Below are 18512 nucleotides of genomic sequence, written 5' to 3'. Positions count from 1 at the left end.
GAGGTCTCCCACGTCCGAACTGATGGAAGCGCATCGGCCAATGCCTCGCGATAGAGATTGTTGACGCGCCGAACATCGGCAGCGGCTTCGACCGTACACCGCAGTATCAAGTCTGATGGAAGCTCGGCGAACAAAGAACTGATCAGCGCGGCAGCAGCAGGGGGCACTGACAAATTGCGCGTGGAACCAGCACGCAGCGCAGAGGCCAACTGTTCAGCGGTCAACACTGGCCCGACGAAGCGTCCAGGTGCCCCACAGCCAGCTCCAAGCCAGATTGCTGCCCCATGATTAGCCACCAACCAAAGAATCCAAATACCCAAATTCAAATTACAAGTCTGTCCGCCTCTAAAAACTGCGGCGCCTCCCAATGCAGCCCGAACCGCTTGTCGTACAAGCGTGGATTGAGCAGCACCACGAATTGATCGGCGTAGCGCTCGGGGGCTACCGGCTGGATGGCGTGCGCTTGCCGCAGGGCGTCGTAAGCCTGCTCCGGAACTTGCACCAGATAGGGTTGTAGCTTGCGCGCGGCGCCGGGCGCGAACGCCAGGTCGTCCAGTGCTTCGTCCACCTCCGGGATACGCTCGCCGCTGTCGTGGTCGAAAGGAATGATGATCGGCCGCATCCGGGTCTGGATGAGGCGGAACTTCGCCGCCAGCGTCTCCAGCGGCAAGGTGTCGGGCGCGGCCGCCCTGAGCAGGCCGAGCAGGTCATCGCGGTCCAGCCTTCCATCGCCAAGACGGGCGTATAGTTCGCGAAAATAGGCTTCGACCGCATCCAACGCCAGCAGGTCGTCCCGGTGTGCCGGCTCGATGGCGCGGAACACGGCCGCTTGGTGCTCCAGCTCGCGGGGCGGCTGCCAGTCGGGGGCCGCGAACACCAGGACATCGCTCTCGCCCGGGCCTCGCCGGCCTTCGCGGTTGCATCGCCCGGCGGCCTGGGCGATGGAATCCAACCCGGCTTCGGCGCGCAAAACGGCCGGGAAATCCACATCCACGCCGGCTTCCACCAAGCTGGTGGATACGACGCGGCAGGGCTGCCCATCCTTCAAACGTTGACGGATATCCGCCAGCACGTCGCTGCGATGGCGGGCATACATCAAGGTGGTGAGGTGGCGCGCACCCGGCGCATCGGCGATGGCATCGAACAGCGTTCGGGCATGGCGGCGATTGTTGACGATGCAAAGCGCCTGCTCGCGTTCACGCAGGGCGCCGGCAAGCGCCTGGTCATCCATCACGCCGACGTGCCGCACCCGTACCCGGCGCAGGCGCTGATATAACGCGGACGGGTCGGGCGCCAGCTCATGGACGTTTTCCAGCCCGTCGCTGAAGCCCTGATCCCTGCGCAGGGCAGGCTGCGTCGCCGTGCAAAGCACCAGGCTCGTGCGATAGTTCAAGGCCAGTTCGTCCAACAAGGCGACGCAGGGACGCAGCAGATCCAGCGGCAGGGTCTGGGCCTCGTCCAGGATCACCACGCTGCCGGCGATGTTGTGCAACTTGCGGCAGCGCGAAGGGCGATCGGCATACAGGCTTTCGAAGAATTGCACCGCCGTAGTGACCACGATGGGGGCATCCCAGTTCTCCATCGCCAGGCGGCGTTTTTCGATGGATTGCGGGGCGCTGTCGGGGTCTTCGTGGAAGGCGCTGTGATGCTCCAATACCGCCGCCGCGCCCAACTCACCAAGCGCGGCGCGGAAGACGGCGGCGGTCTGCTCGACGACGCTGGTGAAGGGAATCACGTAGATCACCCGGCGCAGGCCGTGGGCGATGGCATGATCCAACGCGAAAGCCAGCGAGGCCAGCGTCTTGCCGCCGCCCGTCGGCACGCTCAACGAAAACAGGCCGGGCGCGTGCGTGGCCTCCGCGCGCACATGCGCCAGCACCTCGGCACGGATACGGTTGACGTGGCTGTCGGCCTTGAAGCTGGACAGGCGGGCATCGAGACGGTCTCGCAACGCTTCGAGCGCCAGCCCGGCATTCTCGGGACGCGGCGCTTTTCCTTCCAGCCGCCGGTAATAATTGTCGGTATCGACGAAATCGGCATCGACCAGGCAGGAAAAGACCATCCGAGTCAACAATGAAAGCTGGAACGCGCCGCGCGCCTGATTCGGCTTGAATCCCCGGGGCAACGCAAGATGCGTGGGAAGCTCGATTTCCCGCGCCCAATGCGGGAGCAGGGGCGGCAGTGTGGCGAGATAATCATCGCCCAATCGCTCGGCAAGCGACTTCCGTGCCCTCTCCAGACCGCTGCCATTCGCCAGGCCCGCATGGTGGCCGGCAATGGCATAGGCGATCAGATTGGCCAGCCCTTTTTCCCGGCCCACATAACGCTGCGTCGCCACCCACGCCCCCCAAGTGGAGTGATCGACCTTCGGCACCTCGCCCTCCAGCCGCCCCTGGAACTTCTCGGTGTATTTACCCAGGTCGTGTAATTGCCCCGCGGGGCGCGCCAATGCCTCTGCCCCGAAGAACGCCGCCCGTTGCGCGGCCCCCTCCCCTACGTCGTTGCAATGGGCCGACAGCGGTTGCCAGTCGGATTTATCGGCATGCCTGCCGGAATGCGCGTAGAAATCCATCCCATCCCCCTCCTCCGTGGTTTACCGAAGCATACACCGCTTTGGTGTATCTACCACGACACTGGAAATCGACACTCTCGAAAAAGGATGGGGAGCTTCCAGCCATCATCGACAACCGCATTTCACTTCAATGGCGCTTGTCCAATTCGGCAAGCAGCGTGTCATGCCCCTGCCGCGCGGCCAACGAGCGCACGCTGGCGCCAGCCGCGTCCACGGCATCGAGATCGGCACCATGATCGGCCAGTTCCAGCAGCAATTCGGTACGCCCGAACAGGGCCGCGAACATGGCGGCAGTCTGGCCGGCATTGTTCTTTCGATCGATATCAATGCGCGGGTCCGCCAGCAAAAGACGCGCGGAGGCTTCATCGCCACGAAACAAGGCGCCCATCAATGCCGTATTGCCGGTCCGGTCGCCGCGATTGGGGTCGGCGCCACGCTTCAGCAAATCGCTTACCAGTGCCGGCTGACCATTGTAAGCGGCCAAAATCAAGGCGCTGAAGCCACGCTCGTTAGTCACTTCGATATCGATACCGCGCTGCAAGAGCGTTTCCACCAAATCCATATCGCCCGCACGGACAGCCTTGAACCAATATGGCGCAAGCCCCTGTGGGCTCAGGTCCCGGGCGGGCTCGGCCGATATCGCCATGGACGGACCAAGCAACATCAACAACAAGAATACGTGGCGTGCAATGGAAGTCATTTCAGTTTCTTTTCGAAGGGACGAGCTGCCCGGCCAAACCAGGCCATGTTCATGAAGAGGTGTCCGGGGTGGCCTTCCTGAAGGGAGAGCGGCATGAACCACCCCGGACGGCCGGCGATGCAACTGCATGCCGGATTCGGTATGCGCACCGCATGACGCCGGTGCGCGAGCTGGATCAACCTTCGAGCTTGGCCGCGATCCGTTCCACTTCACGGAGGTCGGCTTTCACCGCGCTCGCCAGTTTCCGGCCGTAATCGGCATCGGCCTTGTAGAAGTGCGCCACCATCGTGTTCTTGATCATGGCATCACGCACCTGCCCAAGGTCAGCCGCCAGATTGCGAATCAGATTGCCCTGCGCCTTGCGCGACAACCCCCGCCAGAACGCACCGGCCTGACTGAAATTATCGGTCTTGGCGATACGCTGCTGCTGGGTGGCGCCGCTCAAAGCCAACTGCGAGTAGAGATGGCGGCGATCCTCGACATGGCCATCGCCGGTACGGCTGGGCTGGTAATTGACGTTATCCATGTCCTCCCGCAAGCGCATGAAACCATCCTGATTGTGGTTGGCAATGGTTATATTGCGCGGCGCATTGATCGGCAATTGCTTGTGATTGGCACCCAGCCGGTAAAGCTGAGTATCGGCATAGCTGAAAATACGCCCCTGCAACAAGCGATCCTCGCTCGGCTCGATACCCGGGATCAGATTCGCGGGCGCGAACGCGCTCTGCTCCGTGGACTGGAAGAAATTGCCGGGCACTTTATCGAGCGTCATGGTGCCGAGTTTCACCGCCGGCACATCCGGCCAGATCTTCGTGGCATCCAGCGGATTGAAGGCGAAACCATTGAGCTGCTCGGGCTTCAGCACCTGCACGTAGAGATCCCAGCTCGGGAATTCGCCACGCCCAATCGCGCCGTAAAGATCGTTGGTCAAGTGATTGAAATCGCGCGACTGCACTTCGGCCACCTGGTCCAGGTCAAGGGTCTTCACCCCCTGATTGCTGCGCCAATTGAACTTGACATAGCGCACTTCCCCCGCGGCATTGATGAATTTGTAGGCATGCACGCCATTGCCATCCATCATGCGGTAACTCGCCGGCGTTCCCAGATCGGAATACACCTGCGTCAGCATGTGGGTGGATTCGGGCTGATGGCTGAAGAAATCGAAGAAGCGGTTCGGATCCTGCACATTATTGATCGGCGAGGGCTTCAACGAATGGACCATGTCCGGAAACTTGATCGCATCGCGGATGAAGAATATCGGCAGATTGTTGCCCACCAAATCCCAGTTGCCCTGATCGCTATAAAACTTAGTGGCGAAGCCGTGAGGATCTCGCAGTGTCTCCGGCGAGCCAGAGGGGTGGATTACCGTCGAAAAACGCACGAATACCGGAGTGACCTTGCCCGCTGCCAGAAACGGAGCCGCTTGCGTCAGGGCACTGTGGTCGCCAGAACTGACGAACCGGCCAAACGCGCCAGTACCGCGCGCATGCACCACACGCTCGGGAATGCGCTCTCGATCGAAGCGCTGCAATTTCTCGATGAGGTGCACATCCTGCAACAGCACCGGCCCATCGGGGCCAGCCGTCTGAGAATTCTGGTTGTCGCCAACCGGCGCACCGTTATCGCGCGTCATTGTGCTGTCGGAGACGCCACCAGTCGTCAGACCGGCGACCAGCAAAGCTGTCGTCCCTAGCGTTGTAGTGAATGTCATGGCAAACCTCGGCTTTGAATACACATGGATACCGCTCTCCCGCAGGCATACTGCGAGAGTTCGCCATCAAAATGAAATCGAAATTTCCCATCCGCACGATAGAGCTTACCTATCAATCAGGGAGATTTAAATCCAAGAACGAATTAATTGACTGGAATACTCCAGCCTTAATGAGCACTTGTCTTTCAATCCCGTCAGGAACCGCTCACCTGGGCGCCAATGATTACTCAATGCGGGCAGCACAACAATAATATTAATTTTGGATAAGTCAACCCACCCCGTTGGCAATAAGTTCAAAACATCCATTTTTTACATGAAAAAAATCCACCGACAATTAGATTTTGATCCGAAAATATTAAAGTATTTCCATACGACCGTGAGTGCCGTCGAGCAAATGGGATTTTCGGCATACATTATTTAGCGGCCTACGCGGCCGTGAACCATATCGGGCTGTCCGTTACGCCCTGGCGCTTTTTCTAAGCGGCCTACGTGGCCGTAAACGAGGGTGGTGGCCGCAGGCAGGGGCCGTCGCATTTCTAAGCGGCCTACGCGGCCGTGAACGCCGACGAACAGAAATCAACGGCTGATCGTTTTTTCTAAGCGGCCTACGCGGCCGTGAACTAGCCCTATAGGGCGATACTCGCATCCATCGTTTTCTAAGCGGCCTACGCGGCCGTGAACCTATAGTCGTCTTGAGATAGTGTCCCGTAATTTTTCTAAGCGGCCTACGCGGCCGTGAACTATGCGCGCGGTTCCAGAGCTGCACTTCGCCCTTTCTAAGCGGCCTACGCGGCCGTGAACCGTAGCTTTTATCAGCCTGATGAGTCTCTTGTTTTCTAAGCGGCCTACGCGGCCGTGAACGATGGCCCTACGGGACGCGGGCACAAGACCGTTTTCTAAGCGGCCTACGCGGCCGTGAACTGGGTGATGATGGGTCATGGCGGTGGGATGATTTTCTAAGCGGCCTACGCGGCCGTGAACCTTCCAGTATTTCGACAGCCCGCGTGGTTAGCTTTCTAAGCGGCCTACGCGGCCGTGAACCGGATTATCCCGTAATCTTGCAGCACCCGATTTTTCTAAGCGGCCTACGCGGCCGTGAACTCGATTTTGCCACAGTTGCTACCCTGCCTGGATTTCTAAGCGGCCTACGCGGCCGTGAACATCGTATTAATGTCCGTCCGCATGATCTCGATTTTCTAAGCGGCCTACGCGGCCGTGAACGATTTGACGTCTCGGTCCCCCGAGATGTGGCCTTTCTAAGCGGCCTACGCGGCCGTGAACGTATCGTTTATCGGTCTTACTGGTGTCGATAATTTCTAAGCGGCCTACGCGGCCGTGAACGGAGTTGCTACGCCGGGGCAATGATCTGACCGTTTCTAAGCGGCCTACGCGGCCGTGAACCCCGGTGGCGGCCGGTCCTCGATCCCTCGTGCTTTCTAAGCGGCCTACGCGGCCGTGAACTCCTGTCGCTCGCGTCTGTACTAACCCTGTATTTTCTAAGCGGCCTACGCGGCCGTGAACTAGTGAGCTGCGTACCGCGGGACTCAATCAGTTTTCTAAGCGGCCTACGCGGCCGTGAACAGCAAGTAATAAGAGGGGCCGGGACTCATCCATTTCTAAGCGGCCTACGCGGCCGTGAACTAGCCAAAATTCGGCGTAACCCATTGAATTTACAAAGAACAAGGTTAACTGAGAGCAAGTTATCCCTTTTATGCTGGGAATGGCTAAGTTATTGATTACAAAGGCCATCCTTGGCCTTGCCGAAATTTGGGTCAGAAGCTCGGTACACCGCTCCCCGTGCTCATTCCATGGCTGTTGAAGCCCCCCGAGCCGATCGAGTCTACTTGCCGTTGGTTAATGAACAGACGATAGTGCTGGCCGGTGCTGCTACTGCGCTGGGTAGTGAATGGCAAGTCCAGCCAATCACCAGCATCATCCGGTATACGTTTGGCTGCTTCCTCCTTACTCAATCCGTGTCGCCGCATCGCGCGTTTCCGCATGTTGTTTGCGCTCTTGGCTTTCTGGCGCTCCACCCGCCAATATGTCCGATGCGCCGGCACGGGATTTGGACCATCGATTCGCACATGGTCACGCATGCCACGGAACCAGTCTCTTTCCATCAATAGTTTTAAATCTTCGGAATTCCCATGCAGACGGACAACACCTCCCAGGGTCGGGCGCTTTCCTTTACTCCACTGTGGAAAGCTCACACCCATCCGCTCAGTGCCCGCCTTCACCAGCGCGCGGTGGAATTTGGCGATCAATGCATCCATCAGTATATACCGAGGGAACTCACCGTCCGGCCGCAAGGTGATTTCGATATAGGCATCCATCTCAACCCTCGCCGAAGACGCCGCCACGAAGCAGCACGGCCATCACATAATGCTGTTGTTCGACGGCAGGCACCTTGTCCTTGAGCATCCAGCCATCGAACAGGGTGTAGAAATCATCCTTGCTTCCACGCGGTTGTCGATAGGCCTTGCCTTGGGTAGTAACCGACCCATAAGGTTCAACCGCTATGGGGCCATTGACATCCGCCCCTTGATACCAAGTATCCACCGTCCGCAGGGCATTACCGATCTTCTGCGAGTGCATGGCGGCGACGGCATCTTCCTCGGAACCGACACCATACAGCGTCTTGCTTTTATCTCCACGTCCGCGGTCAAGAATCAGCTCCTGCGAAGGAAACACCTCCTGTCCTTCCCCCACTCGCAAATAGGCAGTGACTTGCAACAAGACATGTTCCTGGCCTGACAAACCCATCTGGATGGCATTCTTCACGTCGCTTACGGCCGACTGCGCACTCGCCGGCACTTCGAAGTCGCGCAGCGAAAATGCCAGCGCATCGAATATACCGATATTTTCCACGGCGCCATTTCTCAAACGATCGACATGCACTTCAACCTGTTCGGCGCCAATACGGTTCCGCCACAGGAATCGGCCATTGGCCAAGTTGATCGCATAGCGCTGGGCCAGGGCCGCGAGGCCATGCCGCTCCTTATACTCGCTCACTACCGATAGCAGCCTTTCGCGGTATTCGGATTCATTGCAGGCGGACGGCTCGCCCATGCCCGGTAAAACCCGGAGCGTGAAACGCACCCGCAGCGTATCGGCAGACATCGGTAATGCCGCGACATCCACGGTCTGGAGATTGGGTTTGTCGATGGCGGCATCGAGCTTGAGCGGGTCTTGTTCACCCGCTTTCAAACGGTTGGAAATAGTGCCCCGCACGGATTTTTCCCGGATACGTACCGGCTCCCAACGCTCGCTGTTGCCGCGCCCATCCCAGCGTCCCGCGTTGAAAACGGCATCGGATGGATCGAGCTTGCGTTCGAAGGCCAGAACGGACGGATTCTTAATGGTCATGATGTTCTCCAGAGTCAATGATTATGCGTCTTCGAGCCAGTCCAGTTCATCAGCCGGCATTTGCGGGTTGATGAAATCGTTACGACACCGATATACCCCTGTATCCGCTTGAGTATCGGGATACCAGAGCAGCTGCCCGGGGTATTCGATGCGATGCGGGCCAATCCATTGACCCAGCGAATACAAGCTTTCAACGAAGCGGAACGGCGTGTCCGCGTCGCGCGCATTGACCACGCTGCCCGCGGGCTGCAAGTCGGTCAACGCGGTGTAGCCAACCGGAATCGGTACGATCCAACCGCTGCCCTTGGACCGATCCTGCACCCATTTCCGCTCACTGCTGTCGTAACGGTGGTTCCAGCGCGAACACGTCAACCACGCGTCCAGCACGGTGGCATCGGGATTATGCTTGCGTTGCGCTTCGAGCGTTTCCGACAACAGATCGTCACGCGACACCAGTGCGAAGCCCGGCAGCAACCGCAATATGGTGGAACGGAACACGGCATTACGGCCTTCGGCATCCCCCGTCATCGCCGCCCAATACGGCTGCGACCTGGGCCCGGCGGAAAGCTGCGTGCCACCGGCGATGCGCATCGTCTCCAACGAATCACCGAGCCGTGCCGCCAATGCTTGGTCGCTGTCCCGATCTCGCCCGATCATGGGCGCTTCCACCGCCAGAACGAGACTGATGTCCAGGTGAATGCGCCCTTCCTCGACGATGGCGGCGATCTTGCCATCCTTGCCAATCGGATTGCGGGTGAGCCGGAACGCCTTGTCGTATCGGCCGGTGACGAGTTCCTGGTGGCGATGACAAATCACGCCAATCGCCCGGAAGCGAATATCCTCGACTCCCGCCAGTCGCGCTTTTCGCTGCAAGGCCCACATTAGGCCGATGAAAGCGGTCATGGAAGGGAAGCCATGGGTCAATGGGCTTGAAATGGCATTGGCGTTCTGCACGCGACGCCTGGGAAATATCAGCAGATGGCTGAAGCCGGGGCATTGATCATTCATGACGCCACCCCGGTATTCCATTGCCGCTTGTTCGGCAAGTCGCGCCGCATGGGATTGGGCCAATCCACCGCATCGACGACGGCCTCGCGCGCAAAATGCCTGAGCTCGACATCACCCGTGGGTACGTCCTCCTTGCGCAGCCGGTCGCTTAACCATTTTGCGAAGCGGGCCGCCACTTCGTCGGGCCAGTCCTGGTGATCGAATGCCTTGTTGAAAGCAAGATCGTCCTCATGCCCTTCCGGGTCATTGGCTTGCTCCCGACACTGAAGTGTCCTGCGCCCGGGATCGAGCCAGAGTTTTTCGCATTCCGCGAGATTGCATTCCACCTGCCGCGTCCAACCCGGCTCGAACGATTGGGCTGTCGTCACACCGAAGACCCCCAGCATCGTCCCCAAACGCCGCTCCAGCCGCCGGCGCTTATCATCCTGCGCATGACGGCGCTGGTCGTAGGATTTCACATGCTTGATGTAAGCCTTCAGCAGGGCACGCACATCCTCAAAATATTCAAAGCGTGGAATGGCCGTAGTGACTCGCAGGAATTCACGTGGGCGGCCCTGTTTCCATTCCGGCGGCAAAGATGCCAGAAGATAATTGATCCCCCCCCGCTCACTATTCAATTGCGAAACGTTCTGGGGCTTAGTTCCCCCGAGTTTTCGCACACCAAGCCCTTGGTATTCCGGTTCCACACCATGATGCGGCTTATTCTCGCGCCGGGCTTTGCGCATCTCGACCACGTCATCGTCAAAGCGGCTGCGCTGTATATTGGCATGGACCGCATGCATCAGGCTGCTGGGAAACATCGGCTGCAAAAGATGATACTGGGTATCGTCGGTCGCATCTTCGCCAATGCACCAATACAACTGCTTGGCATTGAGATGGCTGGCATATGTTTCCGCAGGACGCACCAGTGACCGGAACGCCGCCGCATGGGCCACCGCCACGGCGGGATCGTCGGACAGTGCGGCAAGCAAGTCCGAATCCTCGCTTTGCAGCCAATCCAAAAGACGCCGCCCCTCCACCTCCAGTTTCAGCAGTTTGTAGACATCCAGTGCGGCGGCATTACCGACGATATCTTCGGCATACGTTTCCCCCAGTGCATGGGAACCGGCTTCGGGCCGCTCCGGCAACTGTTTGGGCCGGACATACAGGCTGCTGCCCTTGGCATCCGGGTGCGTGGCCTTCAGCACATGAGTAACTGCCTGGATCTGGCCGACTCGTCGAGCCGCGTCGGCGAGCCAGGCGTCGTATCCGTATTTGGAGGCTAATACGTCGTCGTCCTTGCCACCTTTCGACTTGGCGACAAATCGCTCCTCAATGAAACCGCCAATGGTTTCACGGATACGCTGGGTTCGTTCGTTCATGGGGACTCCTGTTCTTCGGCCCAGGAAGGTCGAATGAGATAGGACTCCCGCAGCAACTCGCTACGGGGTGCGCGCATGGGGGCCAACAGGCCCCCATACTCTTCTGGTGCGATGCGTACTAAACATCTCGTCCCTCCTATAAATCGCGAACGTCGATTGGGAAAGTTGCCAGGTTGCCAGGACGCCATCCCTGTCAGAATGGAAATATCGCCAATTCAACGATAATTCAATCATTCTGAAAAATAAATCCATTGTATGCGTATTTCGAAAAACGTTTGCACGTTACGATGTACTCTATTGGCCGCCGACTTCTACTGAACAAGTAGCTGAGAAAATTGCACGCGTGCTTCACGGCACCGACATCCACTGCCGAACAGGCAGCCTTGCGGCAACACAGCCGTACGCCCCTCACCAACCGGATCACCCTGATACCTGACACGCCAAGCGCACACCCGCCCCCAGGCTTCTCCTCGCCATGGCGATCGCCACAAGAATGCTGAAGCAGAGGCCAAGCACGCCAACACCCCACACAACCGACCTCCCCCGATGGGCATGAAAACGATCGCCCCATGACGATCATGCCCCCATCAGCCCGCCAAGGTGAAACCCAACACCGGGTGCCATCGCCAATGCGCCAGGCGACCATCGGTGGGCAATGGCACATTGGCGATGGTGAAGCGTTCGGCGGCCGTGCGAAGCGAAACGTTCTGCGCTTCGGCCAGCGGCTCCAGTAACGCGAGCATGTCGAACCGCATCCACGGTGCGATTCGCGGCCCACCGCTGGCAGTCAGATCGATATCCTCCAACGCGTCTCCGGCGGTGGTATAGATTTTTTCACCGGGCGCTTCCCGCACCCGGTGCGGAATCAGGCGTGTTTCGTCATCATCCGGCAGGAATGCCAGGGTCTCTTCGCGACATCCGCCATCGTCGCGGAACGGCTGCTGCTGCGGTAACGCCCAGGTAAGCGCCGCGCGCGGCGTGGCCCAGATGCTGGCCGCGTTGAGCACGCCCTTTTGACTGGCGCGCATCACCAGGTGCAGGCGCGCATGCTCCAGATCCACCAGCCGCGTCCGTGGACGCAGGCTTTCGAGCGGCCTGGCCTGGACTCTCGAACGGGCATCGATGACGGCATACTCCTCTGGCGCCAGCAGCGTGCTCAAGGCATGGCTCTCCAAGCGCAGCGCGCCGGGACGATCTCGCATCTCCTCGAACCCCGGCCGCACGAAGGCGGGCCTGCCCCGTTCGAAATGCTTGAGGTTGGTGTCGAAGATGAACACATTGGAATGTTCGTTCGGTGGGTCGCGATGCCGGCATACGCGCCCGGCCAACTGGATCAGCGAGCGCATCGACGAAGGCTCCACCACGGCCCAGTCCAGCGACCAATCCCTGCCCACTTCCGCAACGGGGGAGGCGAGCACCACGAAGACGTGATCCCGCTCGGGACAGGCCTCCAGCAATTTGCGGACGTTGGGCCGCGAGCAGGCCGGGTCGTCCACGCCACGCCGATCCAGCACGGTATCCAGCTCATGCTCGATGGCCGAACGCAGGAGCAGCGGGAACCGCGAGTGATAGACGCACAAATGGATATGGATGCCTTCCGGCGCGCCCAGCCGGAACAGCTCCGTGGCCACGTCGTACAGCGGCTCGACGTTCGCCATCCGCACCACGCCGAAACTGCGGCGCTTGCCGGTTTTCGCATCCACCGCGGCATGCAGCGCATGCGCCTTCAATATCGCTTGCCGCGCATGCTCGGCGAACTGGCGGCGAATACGTTCCTTGCTTTTCGCATTGATGGATAACGGCAGCAATTCGCCCCGCCGTTTGGGCGGCTGCTTGCCCAGCGCCCCCACCCGGGCAGCGACGAAATCCGCATGCGCCGCTTCGAACTGTTCCGGTTCGCGGCAATCGGCCGCCACGGTCTTGAACTCGTCCACCCACAGACAGGCGACCGGTGGCGGCGGCAACATCTGCCCACCGCCCATGCCGCGGTTGCCCTGGTACTGGATGCGCCCCCGCCGGTAGGCTTCGAACAGCCCATGAACCAGGCCCGGCGGCAAGGTGGCCGACGACAGCAGCACTCTGCCACCAAGCAATCCCGCCCAGTGCACCAGCCGGGTCAACGCGGGCAGGTCGGAGAGATCGAAATCGTCCGGCTCGTCCAGCACCAGATCGCCGCTCATCAGGCGCAACATCGGCGCGATCTGCCGACCGGCGCGTTGCGCTTCGGCAGCGGGCATCAAGTGATCGATGGTGCAGACCAGCACCGGCGCGCTCAGCAGGTACTTGATGCGCTCATCGTTCATCGCCATGCGCAGCAGCGGGTGGTCTTCAGTATTGCCTTCGTAGAACACCGCGCCGTCTTCTTCCATCAGCGCCTGCGTGGAAGCCGAACCGCAACGCTCGGCCCGCCGCTGGTGATATTCGAACAATCGGCGGTTGGCGGAGCCGCCCACACGGATGGCGATTTCGTCATCCTGCAACCCCAGGTCGCGCTGGAAAGAGCGCCCGGTTTGCAAGGTGAGCGTGCGCAGGCCGATGGCAAAGCTGCACCGCATGCCACGCTGCGGATCGGCCAGCGCATACATGATGCGCGCGTTGGCGATGGTCTTGCCGCGCCCGGTCGAGGCCATGTTGACGATGAAAGCGCCATGCGCGCACGCGCGTTCACGCATGGCCTCGGCAGCATCGAAGGCTTTGTCCTGCCAACGGAAAGCGGGGTGGCGGGTGCGTTTGCGGAGCGTCCTGTGGACCAAATGGGGCAAGTGCGCGGTGAAGTCCGGCAGGCTGCGGCAAATCATCGCCGCATTGCGCGCAACGCCCAGCAGATGCTCGTCCAGTGGCTGCTTGAGCCTGCCCTCCCGATCGGTATTGGCATAGATGGCGTAACCGACATCCCCGCTGACGCGCTCATGCGAATCCGTCGGCAGCGACGAATAATGGTGATCCGCCAACATCAGACTCATGCGGGCGACGTGCATGACGTAGGGATTGGACAGCCAGTCGCCCTTGCCGGGCTTGGCCCGCAACGCCAGCAAGCGCTGTGCGAGCTTGGCGGCGCGGGCGCGCCATCGGGGCAGGCGCACCGGCAGTTCACCCGCCATCGACCAGTAAGCGCATGTTTCTTTCGTCTCTGCCTGCCGCCGGACTTCGTTCCAGTCGTGGCGGACATCGGCGAGCAGATCGTGCAGCCGTCCGCTTTGATCGAAATCCCTGCATCGCCGCCCCAGCCAGGACTGCTCGCCGGTTTCCTCATACATCGGCATGATCGGCAGGCGGTGATGCGTCAGGACCAGCCACGCCACGGCGGCGGCCAAAGGCGGCAAATGGGCGAAAGGGGGCGCGGTGGTATCGATGCCATCGCGCAGATAGCGCCCGGCCGCCAGCCATGCGACATCGTCATCCACCGTCGGGCTGGCGAGACGCCGCAGCCAACCTTCATCGTCATCCTCGCCGACGAAGGTCAGGAACAAGCGCAGCGAGACCCATTCGTGCCGATACAGATTGCGCTCGACAAGCCGGCCCGCCAATCGATGCTGGAACGCCACGCTGGCCTTGCCAAGGTCATGCAGCAAGGCGGCCAGTTGCGCCAGCAGACCGATGTCCTCGCCGGTATGCCAGTCGTTTTCATCGGTATTGCGCAGCACGTCGCGGCGGGTCGTGTTGGTGGGCACCGCGCCCTGCGCATTGAAGCGACTCGCGTTGCCGACAATCCACAGCAACTCGGTGTGGTTCAAGCCGCGAATCCAGTGACAGGCCACCGCCGTGTTCTTGCGCGCGCTCTTGCGCAGCAACTGACGCAATGTATTCAGACCTTCCCGCGTGATCGGCGTCTGCCAGGCGCGCTCGCCCCGGCGCTCGGCAAACTGGTCGAGGATGCGCCGGGTCGCATTGATCGCCCGCCCGCTGCACTCGGAAACCAGCAGGATATTCATGCCGAGGCCGTTTCCAGCGCGATTTGCTTCAAGGTATCGATCATGAAGTCCAGCGCCTCCATGCGCGTGAGTCGTTCGATGCAGGCTTGCCGGAAGGTCTGCTCCTCGTCGCCGCGCATCGCCGAAACGAATGCCTGCGGCAGAATGGCCGCGTCCTTGACCAGATCGGCGACATCGAACACCAACCCGCCACGGCGCGTCTTGCCATGAAGCACGGCCAGGCCATGCGGCAGACCCAATACCCAGGTCGCGCTGGCAGCCAGTCCATAAGCCAGATAATTGCCGTGATCGAGAAACCGATTGGCCGGGTCGGTGCCGCTTCCGCGTTTGGCGCGGGTGAAATCTCCATAACCCGCCGTGCGCGCGGCGAGGCGGAACAGGGCCTTGGTCAGCCGGGCTTCCTCGGTCAGCAACGCATTGACGTCCGCACACGTTTCGACCGCGGCGGCCGATTTTTCCAACGACGCGCCCAACAACCGGGCATCGGGCTCGAACCCGGCATCGCGCAGTGCGCGCGATTTCAGCCATTGCGCGCCGCTGCACTGAAGACGCGCCTTCTGGATTGATTTGGCCGCGCGCAGGCGCCGCGCGTCATCGAACCAGAACGACACCCACGCCTGCAAATATTCGGTGGGCCGATATTCGCTTTGCGGCGAGAACCAGGCCACATCGACATCGACCTCGTTGGCCGAAAACAGTGGCGTTCCACCACCGCCACAGAAGCCGACCAGTACGCCGGCCTTGGCCAGTTCGCGCATCGCCGCCTGGGTGACGGAGGTGCCCGTTCCCAATAGCACCACCGTGGTATTGGCGATGGGAATATTCCAGTAAAGGGACTGCTTGCCGGCATCGGTAACGTATTCGACCCGACCGCCGTTGACCAGCACCCGGCAATGCTGCAAATAGTAGAGATTGACCCGCTTGGACAGCAGAATGGACTTCATATCCGATGGCGACAGATCGTCCACGGCTTCCCCCCTGGCATCCGGGCCAGCATGACAACAGCATATTTCACCGGTTCGACGGCAAACAAAAACCCCCGCATCGCTGCGGGGGTTCTCGTCTTGCGGCCCTGGCGGGAGATTCGCCGGGTCGTCGCCAGCGGGTTGCGCGGCCGGCAAGCGGAAAGCGATGTGCATGAGCCGTCACATGCGCCTCCGGGTAGCGGCCGCCAACCCGATGGGAGGGAGCGGGCGTCTTAGAAATCCATGCCGCCCATGCCGCCCATACCACCACCCGGCGGCATCGCCGGCTCTTCCTTCTTCGGCGCTTCGGCCACCATGGCTTCGGTGGTGATCATCAGACCGGCAATCGAGGCGGCGTTCTGTAACGCGGTGCGAGTCACCTTGGTCGGGTCGAGGATGCCGGCTTCGACCATGTCCACGAACTCGCCGGTGGCGGCGTTGTAGCCGAAGTTGCCCTCGCCTTCCTTCACCTTGTTGACGATCACGCTCGGTTCTTCGCCGGCGTTGGTGACGATCTCGCGCAACGGCGCCTCCATCGCGCGGAGCGCGATCTCGATGCCGTGGTTCTGATCTTCGTTGGCGCCTTTCAGGTTCTTGATTGCCGACAGCGCACGGATGAGGGCGACGCCGCCACCCGGCACGATGCCTTCTTCCACCGCCGCGCGGGTCGCGTGCAGGGCGTCTTCGACGCGCGCCTTCTTTTCCTTCATTTCGACTTCCGTCGCCGCGCCGACCTTGATGACGGCCACGCCACCGGCCAGCTTGGCCACGCGCTCTTGCAGCTTCTCGCGGTCGTAATCGGAGGAGGTTTCCTCGATCTGCGCCTTGATCTGCTTGATGCGCGCCTCGATACCGGCGGTGTCGCCTGCGCCATCGATGATGGTGGTGTTCTCCTTCGAGACCTGCACTTTCTTGGCGCGGCCGAGATCCTTAATGGTGGCCTTCTCAAGCGAGAGGCCGACTTCCTCGGAGATCACGGTGCCGCCGGTCAGGATCGCCATGTCCTCCAGCATCGCCTTGCGACGATCGCCGAAGCCCGGCGCCTTCACCGCGCAAACCTTGACGATGCCGCGGATGGTGTTGACCACCAGTGTCGCCAGCGCCTCGCCCTCGACTTCTTCGGCCACGATGAGCAGCGGCTTGCCGGCCTTGGCCACGCCTTCGAGCACCGGCAGCAGATCGCGCACATTGGAGATCTTCTTGTCGTGCAGCAGGATGAACGGGTCTTCCAGCTCGGCGCTCATGCTCTGCTGGTTGTTGACGAAGTACGGCGATAGGTAGCCGCGGTCGAACTGCATGCCTTCGACGACGTCCAGCTCGTTGTCCAGGCCCGAGCCTTCCTCGACGGTGATCACGCCTTCCTTGCCGACCTTCTTCATCGCATCGGCGATGATGTTGCCGATCGATTCGTCCGAGTTGGCCGAGATGGTGCCGACCTGGGCGATGGCCTTGTCGTCGGCGGTGGGCTTGGACATGGACTTGAGCTGGCCGACGGCCTCGGTGACGGCCTTGTCGATGCCGCGCTTGAGGTCCATCGGGTTCATGCCGGCGGCCACGCCCTTCATGCCTTCGCGGATCATCGCCTGGGCCAGCACGGTGGCGGTGGTGGTGCCGTCACCGGCGTTGTCGGAAGTCTTGGAAGCGACTTCCTTCACCATCTGCGCGCCCATGTTCTCGAACTTGTCGGCCAGTTCGATTTCCTTGGCGACGGACACGCCATCCTTGGTGATGGTCGGAGCGCCGAAGCTCTTGTCGAGCACGACGTTGCGGCCCTTCGGGCCGAGGGTGGCCTTGACGGCGTTGGCCAGCACGTTGACGCCGCGCACCATGCGCGAACGGGCGTCTTCGCCGAAACGGATGTCTTTGACAGCCATGTGTTCAATCCTTCAAATGACGAATTCGGGGGGTGGGAATCAAGCGAGCACGGCGAGGATGTCGTCCTCGCGCACGATCTTGTATTCGATGCCGTCGTGCTTGTAGGCGCTGCCGGAATACTGGCCGTAGATCACCTTGTCGCCGACCTTGACCTGCATCGGACGGGTCTGGCCGTTGTCGAGCGCCTTGCCGGCGCCGACCGCGACCACTTCGCCCTTGGTCGGCTTTTCCTTGGCGTTGTCGGGGATGACGATACCGCCGGCGGACAGTTCCTCGGCTTCGATCGGCTTGACCACGATGCGGTCGTAGAGTGGCTTGATGTTCATGACGAATCTCTCAAGTGGTTGATTGGGATGAAAAAACCCGGCCATTTTAGCAATCGGCGCCGGGGAGCGCCAAACCGCCGGACGCGCAGGGCGCCGAGCCAGGATGCCTTCGAGATGGGGCGGCCCCCGGGGCTTTCAAGGGGCGACCGGCATCACCGTGCCCGTGCGTTGCGCGCCCGTGCGACCCGTCACCCTGGGCCAACCTGAGCGGAGGCCAGCGGGCGACCCATGCGTTGCGCACCCGCGCGACCCGTCATATGCAGGTGATCGCATCGAAAGCGCCGGGCATGTGCGTTTCGCACCCGCGCGACCCGTCACGCTCGTCGAACAATTGCGCGGCGCTGCGACCGGCCCCATGCGTTGCGCACTTGCATGACCCGTCACGGAACGTCCGCCTCGCCACCGCCACGTCCCGTGCTCGACACGCAATCGATCCTCGCCCTCACCTATGCGACGACCTCGGCCGCCCATGCCGCCGGCCGCGCCGCGATATGGATAGACTGCCCCAGCCCCGCCCCACATGGAGCCCACCCATGCGCACACTGGGATTATCGATATTGATGATGAGTATGGCCGCCTGCTCGCCGGTCAGCGAATCCGTCCAGCCCCCGGCACCGGATGCCACCCACTATGGCGACGGCTTTCCGGTCATCAAACCCTTCGACCTGCCGAAAGCCGGCAGCAAGGTCACGGCGG

At 61.1% G+C, this 18512-nt stretch carries 11 protein-coding genes and 1 CRISPR repeat array; all 11 genes read right to left on the bottom strand.

What is annotated here, in order from left to right; all coding sequences use genetic code 11:
• Window positions 1-322 precede the first annotated feature (322 nt).
• Window positions 323-2572, bottom strand: a complete 2250-nt coding sequence (locus EBB59_RS10690; protein WP_122102145.1) for a CRISPR-associated endonuclease Cas3'' — start codon at window positions 2570-2572, stop codon at window positions 323-325.
• A gap of 127 nt (window positions 2573-2699) precedes the next feature.
• The gene (locus EBB59_RS10685) at window positions 2700-3236 is read right to left on the bottom strand and encodes an ankyrin repeat domain-containing protein (RefSeq protein ID WP_245979262.1); all 537 of its coding nucleotides are present in this window, start codon (window positions 3234-3236) and stop codon (window positions 2700-2702) included.
• A gap of 211 nt (window positions 3237-3447) precedes the next feature.
• Window positions 3448-4983, bottom strand: a complete 1536-nt coding sequence (locus EBB59_RS10680) for a catalase (RefSeq protein WP_122102143.1) — start codon at window positions 4981-4983, stop codon at window positions 3448-3450.
• 413 nt (window positions 4984-5396) lie between these two features.
• A CRISPR array of direct repeats spans window positions 5397-6624; the repeat unit is 28 nt; unit sequence TTTCTAAGCGGCCTACGCGGCCGTGAAC.
• A 131-nt stretch (window positions 6625-6755) separates the two neighbouring features.
• Entirely contained in the window at window positions 6756-7316 is a 561-nt protein-coding gene (gene cas6f / locus EBB59_RS10675; RefSeq protein WP_122102142.1) for a type I-F CRISPR-associated endoribonuclease Cas6/Csy4, read from the bottom strand.
• A gap of 1 nt (window position 7317) precedes the next feature.
• On the bottom strand, window positions 7318-8349 hold the full coding sequence (gene csy3, locus EBB59_RS10670) for a type I-F CRISPR-associated protein Csy3 (RefSeq protein WP_122102141.1): 1032 nt from the start codon (window positions 8347-8349) through the stop codon (window positions 7318-7320).
• Window positions 8350-8370: 21 nt separating this feature from the next.
• Window positions 8371-9357, bottom strand: coding sequence for a type I-F CRISPR-associated protein Csy2 (gene csy2, locus EBB59_RS10665; RefSeq protein WP_122102189.1), 987 nt, complete (start codon window positions 9355-9357; stop codon window positions 8371-8373).
• Window positions 9354-10718 carry a type I-F CRISPR-associated protein Csy1 gene (gene csy1, locus EBB59_RS10660; protein ID WP_122102140.1) on the bottom strand — a complete coding sequence of 455 codons (1365 nt, stop codon included), beginning with the start codon at window positions 10716-10718 and terminating at the stop codon, window positions 9354-9356. The genes csy2 and csy1 overlap by 4 nt, the downstream gene beginning before the upstream one ends.
• A 587-nt stretch (window positions 10719-11305) precedes the next feature.
• Entirely contained in the window at window positions 11306-14650 is a 3345-nt protein-coding gene (gene cas3f / locus EBB59_RS10655) for a type I-F CRISPR-associated helicase Cas3f (protein WP_122102139.1), read from the bottom strand.
• A complete protein-coding gene (cas1f, locus tag EBB59_RS10650) occupies window positions 14647-15618 on the bottom strand; it encodes a type I-F CRISPR-associated endonuclease Cas1f (RefSeq protein WP_122102138.1) in 972 nt (323 codons plus the stop codon). Before cas1f ends, cas3f begins: the two co-directional genes overlap by 4 nt.
• Before the next feature lie 230 nt (window positions 15619-15848).
• Window positions 15849-17489 carry a chaperonin GroEL gene (gene groL, locus EBB59_RS10645; RefSeq protein WP_122102137.1) on the bottom strand — a complete coding sequence of 547 codons (1641 nt, stop codon included), beginning with the start codon at window positions 17487-17489 and terminating at the stop codon, window positions 15849-15851.
• A gap of 39 nt (window positions 17490-17528) precedes the next feature.
• The gene (groES, locus tag EBB59_RS10640; protein WP_122102136.1) at window positions 17529-17816 is read right to left on the bottom strand and encodes a co-chaperone GroES; all 288 of its coding nucleotides are present in this window, start codon (window positions 17814-17816) and stop codon (window positions 17529-17531) included.
• Window positions 17817-18512: the final 696 nt, after the last annotated feature.

This window comes from Solilutibacter pythonis (assembly GCF_003697345.1).
GTDB lineage: Bacteria > Pseudomonadota > Gammaproteobacteria > Xanthomonadales > Xanthomonadaceae > Solilutibacter > Solilutibacter pythonis.
The sequence above is the reverse complement of the archived record's forward strand: the minus strand, read 5'-3'. Positions and strand labels throughout refer to the sequence as shown.

Coding starts and splice junctions, on each gene's coding strand:
- csy1 (WP_122102140.1), bottom strand. CDS start 10,718: ATGAACGAACGAACCCAGCGTATCCGTGAAACCATTGGCGGTTTCATT.
- groL (WP_122102137.1), bottom strand. CDS start 17,489: ATGGCTGTCAAAGACATCCGTTTCGGCGAAGACGCCCGTTCGCGCATG.
- groES (WP_122102136.1), bottom strand. CDS start 17,816: ATGAACATCAAGCCACTCTACGACCGCATCGTGGTCAAGCCGATCGAA.
- csy3 (WP_122102141.1), bottom strand. CDS start 8,349: ATGACCATTAAGAATCCGTCCGTTCTGGCCTTCGAACGCAAGCTCGAT.
- EBB59_RS10685 (WP_245979262.1), bottom strand. CDS start 3,236: ATGTTGCTTGGTCCGTCCATGGCGATATCGGCCGAGCCCGCCCGGGAC.
- csy2 (WP_122102189.1), bottom strand. CDS start 9,357: ATGAATGATCAATGCCCCGGCTTCAGCCATCTGCTGATATTTCCCAGG.
- EBB59_RS10690 (WP_122102145.1), bottom strand. CDS start 2,572: ATGGATTTCTACGCGCATTCCGGCAGGCATGCCGATAAATCCGACTGG.
- EBB59_RS10680 (WP_122102143.1), bottom strand. CDS start 4,983: ATGACATTCACTACAACGCTAGGGACGACAGCTTTGCTGGTCGCCGGT.
- cas6f (WP_122102142.1), bottom strand. CDS start 7,316: ATGGATGCCTATATCGAAATCACCTTGCGGCCGGACGGTGAGTTCCCT.
- cas3f (WP_122102139.1), bottom strand. CDS start 14,650: ATGAATATCCTGCTGGTTTCCGAGTGCAGCGGGCGGGCGATCAATGCG.